Origin of the sequence: Shewanella sp. CG12_big_fil_rev_8_21_14_0_65_47_15 (genome assembly GCF_002783505.1) — a bacterium.
Taxonomy (GTDB): Bacteria; Pseudomonadota; Gammaproteobacteria; order Enterobacterales; family Shewanellaceae; genus Shewanella.
The window spans coordinates 1-4,624 of record NZ_PFGL01000035.1; the positions used below are offsets into that span (position 1 = coordinate 1).

General features: G+C 43.2%; 5 protein-coding genes. All 5 read left to right on the forward strand.

Translation table 11 applies throughout. The annotated features are described in order from the left end of the window. The first annotated feature begins 222 nt into the window (after positions 1-222). Positions 223-1,221 (forward strand): hypothetical protein, encoded by a 999-nt coding sequence (locus COW15_RS09565; protein WP_293632307.1) that lies wholly within the window; start codon positions 223-225, stop codon positions 1,219-1,221. 28 nt (positions 1,222-1,249) lie between these two features. Then, positions 1,250-1,705, forward strand: coding sequence for a hypothetical protein (locus COW15_RS09570; protein ID WP_293632309.1), 456 nt, complete (start codon positions 1,250-1,252; stop codon positions 1,703-1,705). A 149-nt stretch (positions 1,706-1,854) separates the two neighbouring features. After that, entirely contained in the window at positions 1,855-2,109 is a 255-nt protein-coding gene (locus COW15_RS20755; protein ID WP_363700131.1) for a transposase, read from the forward strand. A gap of 63 nt (positions 2,110-2,172) precedes the next feature. Next, positions 2,173-2,559, forward strand: a complete 387-nt coding sequence (locus COW15_RS20760) for a transposase (RefSeq protein ID WP_363700133.1) — start codon at positions 2,173-2,175, stop codon at positions 2,557-2,559. Between the two features lie 204 nt (positions 2,560-2,763). Then, complete coding sequence (locus tag COW15_RS09580) at positions 2,764-3,768, forward strand: hypothetical protein (protein WP_293632311.1); 1,005 nt, start codon at positions 2,764-2,766, stop codon at positions 3,766-3,768. Positions 3,769-4,624: the final 856 nt, after the last annotated feature.

Consider the following 4,624-nt stretch of genomic DNA (forward strand, 5'->3'; position numbering starts at 1 on the left):
ATAACTGCGGCCCGTGAGTTTATCTTCACCACATAAAAAAGCTCTACGAACACAGCGATTTATCACATGATAGAAAGGCGTCGCATTGGCATCAATTAACTGTCTTCTGGCCGAGGTCATCACAAACTCCACACAGACAAAATCAGAGTAATTTAAAGCCTAGTTGAAGGTGCTGAAAAACACAAAAAGATGTGGCTGTCCCCGCTTTGGTGGGTCGATCCATTGGTTGCCGATGGTACCGATTTACAGGCATACAATCGATACAGCTATGTGCGTAATAATCCCCTTAATGCAGTGGATCCTAGTGGCTATAATCCAGTGGTTATTATTGCCCAAGTAATAGGGGCACTGGTGGCTGCCAAGGTTGCAGCGGATATAGTCGTAGTCGCCTACTACATTTATGTCATTTATACTGCCGTAGATACCATTTACAACTCAGTGCAGGCGTTCAAGTATGGACAAGGAGGATTCGGCGCCGTCTTCAGTGCCGCTATGGCGGCCTATGGGGCAGTGTCCGGACTGACGTCCATGTCCAGCGCCAAAGGGACCGGGACAGAGGGCGCCGGTGGCAAAGGGGGGCGCCCAGCCTATGATGCGAGAGGGGGAAAGATTGAGGGAATGGGCGCTAAAAATTCAGCCTTTGAGCCTGAAATATTCGAAGATAATAGCCCATTTACCGAAAGTCAGATAAAGGAATTGGATAAACAGATAGAATTAGAAAAAAAAGCTGCCAAGACAGAGACATTTGAACTTAAATTGCGCAATTCAACAAAAAGTGTATCAAATAGTTTGCGGGAGGCTTTCGGTACCCAAGATGCTCGTCAAGATGTTGCAGAAGGATTTGAGAAAATTCATAAAAAATTGGATAGAACTACGGCAATAAATGTAAAAAAGATAACACAAGAGCATATGGACACTTGGGGTAAAACAAAAGTTCCACTCGCAGCTGCATGGGAAGGGAATATCTACATATCTAAAACTTATTTGAATCAAGTTATGTCAGGACAAGCTGGTGTGGGCACTCTAATTCATGAAACAGCGCATTTAGTTGGTTTTAATCATTATGCATATGATGGTTCAATCAACTCTGGAGTGAGTGATGGCTTTGCTCGAGGTCGTGAAGCTGCAATGAGTCGCTCTGGGATGGCATATCAAACACGCTTTAATCCTTATAATTATGAAATATACTTGAGTGCAAGAGGTTACAATGTTGCGAGGTAGTAAGTTATTGCTGATAGGTGTATTTATTATGTTTAATGCATATGCCAGCTCAGATGAGCTATATCCTTCAAAGTTGTCTTTGTATTATGACGAACTTGGCTTGCATTCGAAAATAACCTTTGAGAATGTCACTGATTTTCAATTTAAAGTTAGTGTTTCTAACTTAACGTATCCGACATATTTTATTTATGAAGACAAATATGAAACGGGTTTCCCAGTCCCTGTTAAGCAAGCTGATAAAGTTTTTGATTTAGGAAAAAGTTATGTAATGCTTTATCCCGGGGAGAAAATTGATGGCTCAATGAATTTGACCAAGATTTATGATATAAAGCCATGCAAGAAATACGGAATAAGATACTTGAATATAGATCCTTATAGCTATAGTTATGGGAGTAATGTTATTCATTTTTCATTTTGCAATGGTGCACTAAAAATATTCTCAGATGAAAAATATAAGCCAGACCTGAATTCAGATAATAAGTGATTTTTTGTAGGGTAAGTTTGCGTTCGCTTTTTGAACTGAGCTGATTGCCTAATAACTTAGTTTTGAAAATATTGAACGAAGAAAATAAAAGGGGTCAGATCCACTTTAAATGCTACCCTGGACAAATCCAGTGATGACAGCAGATAGTTATGCCAAGAAAACCCCGAGTGTCGTTGGCAGGTGTGCCAGAACATGTTATCCAGCGAGGCAATAATCGACAAGTTATCTTTGCCTGCGACGACGATATGAAGGCCTATGTTACCTGGTTAAGAGATTATGCTGAGCAGTTTGAGGTGTTGATCCACGGGGTACTGATGACCAATCATGTGCATCTTCTATGCACTCCCAACAAGCCCACGGCTATATCCCAGATGATGCAGTCCGTCGGACGGCGCTATGTGTAGTACTTCAACCGCAGTTATAAGCGGTCGGGCACCCTGTGGGAGGGGCGCTTTAGATCTTGTTTGGTGCAGGAAGAAACCTACCTGCTGCAGCTTTACCGCTATATTGAGCTGAATCCGGTCAGAGCGGGCATGGTAGACGATCCGGCTGACTACAGTTGGTCGAGTTATCAAAGCAATGGGCAGGGGAAACGGGCGAGACTATTGACCCCTCATCCCTTGTATCTAAAATTGGGCAAGACAGGCGAAGAGTGGCAGTCGCATTATCGTGAACTGTTCAGATATCAGGTCGAGGGAAAGCTGTTAGATGACATACGCAAGGCAGCCAATAAAGGTCTGGTATTAGGCAACGAGCGTTTTGTAGAAGAAGCGGAGGCTTTAACGGGGCAGCGGCTTCGGGCGGGTCAGCGCGGCAGGCGGGTCGGATGGCGGAAAATGGATGATTTGGTTTAATTTGGATCTGACCCCTTTTATGTAATAGCAATGGGACAATTTCCGGTAAAAGCGTCACGCCTGCTGTACGAGAAATGGTACGAGATACTTTAAAAACTGGCTACCCAATAAAACCGTTTTTGGCCACGGTCAAGGTGCCACTGGTAGGCACGTCTGATACTGTTACGGTAAACTTGACGCCAGCCAAGTAAGAGGATGCACATGATGTTAGACAAATTTCTCAATAAGCGCAGTCGCAGTCGTAAACATATGCGCGATTATGCCAAAAACGTCTTTGAATATGACCAGTATTTACTGACCGATTATATCGACAGTGGGATGACAGATGGTTTCGAGAGAGTGAAACAATATCGTGAGTTTGATGAGGATTTTCGCCAGTGGGAATTATTTGGAGCTGAGTTTGGTGTACCCGAGTGTCATTGGGGCTATGTAGCCCAGCTTACCTATATTGAATCGGGCTTGCTTGAGCCTAAGCCGCTTATGTGCTCGCTTGCTTACGGCTATTTTAATACCGCGATCGACTACTATCGATACTACACAGCGGTTGAGAAAACAGGTGAGATAGCCAATGCCGGATGGATGACAACCAGTGCTTTTCGGCTTGTGCTTATGCTGTTTTCTGGACTGAAGACTGAGACTGACGAACTGTATCACGCCTTGGCGACCGCCTGGCGTTCGGGCTGGGCCATTCGCTCCCACGGCTTTATCGGCGATTTTTTGGTGCTGCTGTATGGGCGCTATTTGGGCGTTATTGAGCCGCCTTTTGCCACGGAAGTGCAAGTGACAATGCGAAAAACGTCTCCTTTCCCCTATGCGCCATTTTTAGATAACTGGGACACACAGGATATCGAATTCATCAGCACTATGCTGCAAACCCTGTGTGATCATCAGGTAGAACAAGCTGTTATCGGGGATAAAAAGTGCTTTTTTGAGTTCAATGGTGGGCCGCACACATATTTACCTTTGACAGCGTTAATGCTGCTGAAACTGCGATCCCTTAGGGGTTTGCCTAACCCGCAATTCAGTCATCCAGCCTTTGGCGATATCACAGCTTTGTTTGAACAAGTCTCCACATCATTTAGTGATTATGTTGCAACGTTAGGGATACAGCGGATTGAAGATGCTGCCGATGAGGTGTTAACCAAAACGCTTGCACGGATGCAAACCCAAGATTTTGACGCTCATGCTATTTTCGCTAAGCGGCCTTAATATATACAATTTTGCTAAGTTGGATTACATGCCATGGTAATGGGTATCATTTTAGGCAATCGGAGTCTACTAATCTCACGAGATTACGGCTGGCAAAAAGCCTAAAAATAAGGTTGTGGTGTCTACTATTCATTATTCCGCTGTTGACCGCTTGTGCAAGCCGAGATTATCAATGTTATCAGTTGATAGGTGGTGGGTATAAAGAGCAAGTACTGGAGGCTAATCGATACAGAGTTTCATATTTTTGGACTGGAAGTATGACTCTTGAAATAGTTAGGGACTATGTCATGTTGTGCTGCGCTGGCGCATTTACAGCAGTTTGCTGCATTTGAATTGGTTAGTGAAAGAATTCAGTTTCGAAGAGAATCAATCCTAACTTCAACGGTACCCCTTTATTTTCCAGAAGCTGAAATTGAATGTAGGTTTGTTAGTGATAGCAAAATAAGTCAATCACCCTTGGTAAGGAGAACTGACTTTCTAATTGTTACTATGCAACATAAATATGGTCTTACTGATAGCGCGGTGTATGGTAATCATCAGTATTAGCTGGGCGATTAATTATGAGAAAGTATAGGAAGTACTTTATGACTAGAATATTCATGTTTGGGTTTATGTTAATTATTTTTACTACATCATCCAGTTACGCCGACTATCACTGCGAAGTGGATGTGCATCGAGTTTTAGTATATGGAAATGGTTCTGTAAATGTGCTCGAGGCTGTTCATAATTCTGTGTCAGGTTAATTTCACAGATCGATATGGTTTTCTAAGAGGCTGTTCATAATTCTGTGTCAGGTTAATTTCACAGATCGATATGGTTTTCTAAGCGTCCCTCAAAATGGATTGAGAGCTGTGAT